Below are 6,682 nucleotides of genomic sequence, written 5' to 3'. Positions count from 1 at the left end.
CGGTCGAGCTTGCCGTTGGCGGTCAGGGGCAGCGCGTCGAGAGCCACGACCGCCGACGGGACCATGTACTCGGGCAGGCGGTCGCTGGTGTAGTCGCGCACTGCCGTGCTGTCCGCGTCGCCGACGATGTACGCCACCAGGCGCTTGTCGCCGGTGGTGTCCTCCCGGGCGATGACCGCGACCTGGGCGACCTGCGGGTGGCTGGCGATGACGGATTCGATCTCGCCCGGTTCGATGCGGAACCCGCGGATCTTCACCTGGTCGTCGGCGCGGCCGAGATAGGTCAAGCTTCCGTTGGCATCCCACTGAACCACGTCGCCGGTGCGGTACAACCGGCCGCCGTCGCCGAACGGGTCGGCCACGAACCGGTCGGCCGTCAGCCCCGCCCGGCTCACATAGCCGCGGGCCAGCTGCACACCCGCGAGATACAGTTCCCCAGCCACCCCGACCGGCACCGGCGCCAGCCGGTCATCCAGGACGTAGACGCGCGTGTTGAACACCGGCCGACCGATCGGCACCGGACCCTCTTCCCGCACCTCACATTCGGTCACGTCCACCGAAGCCTCGGTCGGGCCGTACAGATTGAACAGCCCGACACCCGGAAGCGTCTCGAAGAACCGCTCCCGCACCGCCTGGCCCAGGGCCTCACCCGAGCACACCACCCGCCGCAGACCACCACAGCTGGCCGCTCCCGGCGTCGCCAGGAACGCCTCCAACATCGACGGCACGAAGTGGACCGTGTCCACCCGCTCAGCACGGATCAGCTCCGCGACATAGGCGGGGTCGCGGTGACCGTCGGGCCGGGCGATCACCATCGTGGCGCCCTGGATCAGCGGCCAGAACAACTCCCACACCGACACGTCAAACCCGAACGGCGTCTTCTGCAACACCCGGTCACCCTCTTGGATGCCGAACCGCGACTGCATCCACACCAGGCGGTTCACGATGCCCTCGTGCGACACCGCGACACCCTTCGGCGCACCCGTCGAACCCGACGTGTAGATGACATACGCCGCCTGACCCGGCACCACCACAACCTCGGGAGCCGTATCCGAACCGGCCGGGATCTCCTCCGAGATCACACACACCGCACCCGCATCCGCGACCATGAACGCGACCCGCTCCGCCGGCAGCTCCGGATCGATCGGCAGATACGCACCACCCGCCTTGAGCGCCGCCAGCAACGCCACCACCAAGTCGAAGCCACGCGGCAGGGACACCCCCACCACCGAGTCCGCGACCACACCACGGTCGATCAGGAAGCGCGCCACGCGGTTCGCGCGGCCGTCCAGCTCCGCGTAGGACAGCGACTCGCCTTCGAACACCAACGCCGTGGCGTCCGGCGTGCGCGCCACCTGCGCCGCGAACAACCCCGGCAGCGTCGCCGCCGGCACGTCGACCGCGGTGTCGTTCCACTCGACCAGGACACGGTCGAGCTCGCCTGGGTTGAGAACGCCGATGTCCGACAAGCGTGTGCGCGCGCCGCCGTCCAACGCACGCTCGAGTGCCGACACGAGGTGGTCGGCTGCGGTACGCACCATGTCCACGACCGCGGACGGATCGATCGGCCCGACCGCGTCGACGATCAGCCCGAACCGGGAGCCGTCGTCGTCCACCGCCACCGTCAGCGGGTAGTTCGTCCGCTCACGTACCAGCAACGGTCGGATCACGACCCCGGCGCCGTCCGGTTCCGCGGCGTCCTCGGGCCGGTCGGCGACGTTGTGCCGGTAGTTCAGCAGCGCCGTGAACAAGGCGGCGTCGGCGGGAACGTCGCTGGCCCGCTGCGCCGCCGCCAGCGAGGCGTGTTCGTGTTCGAGCAGCGCGGCCAGCTGTCCGCGCATCTCGGTCACCGCGGTCACGACATCGAGCTCGTCCGTCCGCAGCCGCACCGGCAGCGTGTTGATGAACAGGCCAGGCACCCGGTCCGCGCCGGCACCGGCGTTCATCCGGCCGAACAGCACCGTCCCGAACACCACGTCGTCACGGGCCGCCACCGCCGCCAGGACCCGCGACCACGCCACGTGCATCACCGTCGCCGGGCTGACCCCCAACCGGCGGGACACCTCCCGCAACCGCACACCCACACCGGCTTCGACCTCGCCGGACGCGACAGTGACCGCCGAACCGTCGCCGCGCACATCCGTCACGCCGAACGCGGTCGTCGGCTCGTCCACGCCGGCCAGCAGTTCCCGGAAGTACGCTTCGTGGGCCCCGCCGACCTGGCTCGCCCGCGCCTCGGCCACGAAGGCGCGGAACGGCAGCGGCGCGACGAGTTCGCCGGTCCGGCCGGCCATGATCGTCTGGATCTCGTCATAGACGACCGCGATCGCCGTGTGGTCCTGCACCAGGTGATGGATGCGCACCATCGCCATCCATCGCCCGCCGCCGAGCGGGGCCGTGTGGACGTCGACCAGCGGGGCCCGGCCCAGGTCCATCGACAGTCCCACGAGGGACACCAGGTCGTGGGCGTCGACGCCGGCGGTCACCTCGGTGACGGGCAACGTCGCGTTGCGCCACACCACCTGGACGGGCTCGCGCAGCCCCGACCACACCACCGACGACCGGAACACGTCGTGCCGGTCGATGACCTGTTGCAACGCGGCGAGGAAGTCGTTCAGAACGTCGCGGTCGGGCAGCTCGAGCACTCGCGCCACCGCGTACAAGTCGTCGCCGCCGTCGGCGAGGAGGTGGTGATACAGCAGCCCTTCCTGCAACGGCGCCAAGGGATAGATGTCCGCGACATTGGCCGCACCACCATCGACCGTGCCGACCACGATCTCGATCTCCGCCTCGGTCAGCTCGACCAGCGGCAGCATCCCCGGCGTGATCACCCGCGCGTCAGCCGGGATCAGATTCGGCGCCACCGCAACAATCGCAGCCTCCGCCAACGCGGCCAAACCCGCCGGCGTCGGCGCATCGAACAACCCACGCACCGACACCGACACACCACGCACCCGCAGCCACTCGACAAGCCGCACCGCCAACAGCGAATGACCACCCAACCCGAAGAAGTTGTCATCGACCCCAACACGCTCAACGTTCAACACCTCGGCGAACGCCTCACACAACACCTCCTCACGCGCGTTGCTCGGCCCCCGCCCCACACCCACCGACCCGAAGTCCGGCGCGGGCAGGGACTTGCGGTCGAGCTTCCCGTTCGGTGTCAATGGCAGCGCGTCAAGGGCCACGAAAGCCGCAGGAACCATGTAGTCGGGCAGCCGTTCGGCGGCGTGGGCTTTCAGCGTCGCACCATCAACCGCACCGACCACGTACGCCACCAGACGCCTGTCGCCCGGGATGTCTTCACGAGCGACCACCGCCACCTGCGCGACCCCAGAGCAGGCCGCCAGCACCGCCTCGATCTCCCCCAGCTCGATCCGGAACCCGCGGATCTTCACCTGCTCATCCGCCCGGCCGACAAACACCAAGTCACCGTCAGCGGTCCAACGCACCACATCACCAGTGCGATACAACCGACCACCGCCGCCGTCGAACGGGTCAGCCACGAACCGACCCGCCGTCAACCCACACCGGTTCAGATAACCCCGAGCCACCTGACCACCCGCGACATACAACTCACCCACCACACCCGGCGGCACCGGCCGCAACCGACCATCCAACACATACGTCCGCAACCCAGCCAGGCCACGACCGATCGCACTGTCCCCCGACTCACCCACCACCAGGGAACGATGCGTGACATGAACGGTCGTCTCCGTGATGCCGTACATGTTCACCAACCGCGGCCCGTCCGGCCGACCCTCCCACCACGGACCCAACCGACCCAGATCCAAAGCCTCACCACCGAACACCACCGTGCGCAACGAACCACCCAACTCCCGCCCCTCGGCCGCCGCCACCAACTGGTAGAACGCCGACGGCGTCTGCGACAACACCGTCACCCGCTCCCGCTCCAGAAGATCCCAGAACTCCTCCGGAGACCGCGACACCTCAAACGGCACCACAACCACCCGACCGCCGTGCAGCAACGCCCCCCACAACTCCCACACCGAGAAATCAAACGCGAACGAATGGAACCACGACCACACGTCACCAGCGCCGAAGTCGAACAGCGACTGCGTCGCGGAAAACAACGACACCACATTCCGGTGCGTGGCCACCACACCCTTCGGGGTCCCCGTCGACCCCGACGTGAACATCACATAAGCCGCACAATCCACACCCACCCGCACACCGAACGGGGCATCAGACATCGACTCCGCAGCCGCATCATCCACGACACACACCGCGGCCGCGTCCGCCACCATCAACGCCACCCGCTCCGCCGGCAACGCCGGATCGATCGGCAGATACGCACCACCCGCCTTCCACACCGCCAACAACGCGACGATCAGATCCACCCCACGCGGCAGCCGCACACCCACCACCGACTCCGGGCACACCCCACACGCCACCAGAAGCCGGGCAAGACGATTCGCCCGAGCGTCAAGCTCCCGATACGACACCGCCACGCCACCATGCACCACCGCCGGCGCATCCGGAGTCCGCGCCACCTGCGCCACGAACAACTCCGGCAACGTCACATCCGGAACCTCGACACCCGGCCCGTTCCAGCCGGCCACCACTCGCTCCAGCGAGGTCGCGTCCAGGACGCCGAGCCCCGACAACGGTGCCGGTGCGCCGCTCTCCAGCGCCACGACCAACTCGCCGACGACGGTGTGCAGCATGCCGACCACCGCGGACGAGTCGATCGGTCCGACGGCGTCGACGGTGACGTTGAACCCGGCCCCGTCGTCATCGACCGCCACCGTCAGCGGGTAGTTGGTGCTGTCCCGGCCGTACAGGACCCGCACGCCCTCGAGTGGTTCGCGCTCGTCGCCGCCGACGGTGTCGTGCCGGTAGTTGAACAGCGTGGTGAACAGCGGCTGGTCGCCGGGCACGGCGCTGACCCGCTGGGCCAGTGCGAGGGGCGCGTGCTCGTGCTCCAGCAACCGGGCCAGTTGCCCGCGCATCGCGTCGATCGCGGTCAGGACGTCCAGCTCGCCGGTGCGTACCCGGGCGGGGAGTGTGTTGATGAACAGGCCCGGCACCCGGTCCGCGCCGGCGCCCGCGTTCATCCGTCCGAAGAGGACGGTCCCGAACACGACGTCGTCACGCCCGGACACCACGGCGAGGACCCGCGACCAAGCCACGTGCATCACCGTGGCCGGGCTGGCCCCCAACCGCCGGGCGGCCCGGCGCAGTCGCGCGGCCAGATCTGGTGCCAGTGGGCGGTGGGCCCGCACCGTGCCCGACCCGTCACCGCGCACGTCGGTCACGCCGAACGCCGCCGTGGGCTCGTCCACACCGGCCAGCAGCTCCCGGAAGAAGTCCTCATGCCGACCGCCCGCCGTTTGCGCCCGGGCCTGCGCCACGAAGTCCCGGAACGGCAGCGGCGCCGGCAGATCGCCGATCCGGCCCGCGAGCACGGCCTGGATCTCGGCGACCACCGTCTCCAGCGCGGTGTGGTCCTGCACCAGATGGTGCGTTCGCAGCAACCCGAGCCACCGGCCACCCGGCACCTCGGCGACGTGGAGGCTCTGCAGCGGGGCGCGGCCCAGGTCCATCGCCCAACCTGCCACCGCCGCCAGTTCCGCCACCGCGTCGCCGGTGCCGGCGCGCAGCCTGACCTCGGTCACCGGGAGGGTCGCGGAGCGCCACACGACCTGTACCGGTTCCCGCAGTCCTTGCCAGACGGCTGACGTCCTGAACACGTCGTGCCGGTCGACGACCTGTCGTAGTGCGGCGACGAACCCGTCGAGCCGGTCACGGGTGTCGAACTCGAGCGCGATCGACGTGACGTAGGCGTCCTCGCCGCCGCCGGCGAGCAGGTGGTGGAACAGGATGCCTTCCTGCAGGGGCGCGAGGGGGTAGATGTCCGCGACGTTCGCGGCGCCGCCCTCGACCCGGCTGACGACCAGGTCGATCTCGGCCTGGGTGAGTTCCACCAGCGGCAGCATCTGCGGCGTGATCGCCTGTGCGCCGGCCGGGATCAGGTTGGCCGGGACGTCGACCGTGGCCGGTCCGGCCACCTCGGCCAGCCCTGCCGGTGTCGCCGACGATGACAGGAACAGGGCTCGCGCGGACACGGCGACACCGCGTTTCCGCAGCCACTCGACCAGCTGGACGGCGAGGAGGGAGTGCCCGCCCAGGGCGAAGAAGTCGTCGTCGACGCCGACCGAATCCAGTCCGAGCACTTCAGCGAACGCCAGGCACAGCAGCTCTTCACGCAGGTTCGCCGGTCCGCGTCCGGCGCCGGCGGCAGACGCGAAGTCCGGCGCCGGCAACGCCCGCCGGTCCACCTTCCCGTTCACCGTCAACGGCAACGCATCCAGCACCACCACCGCCGACGGCACCATGTACTCCGGCAACCGCGCAGCCGCCACGTCCCGCAGCGCCGCGGCCAATCCGTCAGCGGCCGTAGCCGCGACGACATACGCGACGAGACGCCTGTCCCCCGGCTCGTCCTCCCGCGCGATCACCACCGCCTGCGCCACCCGCTCATCCGCGGTCAGGATCGCCTCAACCTCACCGGGCTCGATCCGGAACCCACGAATCTTCACCTGCTCATCCGCCCGACCCACGAACACCAGGTCACCATCGCCGGTCCACCGCACCACGTCACCCGTGCGATACAACCGGGCCCCGAATGGATCGAACGGGTTCGCGACGAACCGCGTGG

Annotated in this window: 2 protein-coding genes and 1 pseudogene; 1 reads left to right on the top strand and 2 read right to left on the bottom strand. The window is 69.8% G+C overall.

The features are described 5' to 3' along the window. On the bottom strand, positions 1–5,831 hold a 5,831-nt coding region (locus tag ABD332_RS59655), incomplete at its 3' end, for an amino acid adenylation domain-containing protein (protein WP_344516021.1). 3 nt (positions 5,832–5,834) lie between these two features. Between ABD332_RS59655 and ABD332_RS59650 the strand changes: the two genes are divergently transcribed. Next, positions 5,835–6,065: a hypothetical protein gene (locus ABD332_RS59650; protein WP_344516025.1), complete on the top strand. Its 231-nt coding sequence runs from the start codon at positions 5,835–5,837 to the stop codon at positions 6,063–6,065. Between the two features lie 27 nt (positions 6,066–6,092). On the opposite strand, the pseudogene ABD332_RS60420 reads toward ABD332_RS59650, so the two are convergent. Further along, positions 6,093–6,590, bottom strand: a pseudogene (locus tag ABD332_RS60420) (AMP-binding enzyme); the annotation flags it as partial. Positions 6,591–6,682: the final 92 nt, after the last annotated feature.

This window comes from Dactylosporangium maewongense (assembly GCF_039531485.1).
In the GTDB taxonomy this organism is placed as follows: Bacteria; Actinomycetota; Actinomycetes; order Mycobacteriales; family Micromonosporaceae; genus Dactylosporangium; species Dactylosporangium maewongense.
The sequence above is the reverse complement of the archived record's forward strand: the minus strand, read 5'-3'. Positions and strand labels throughout refer to the sequence as shown.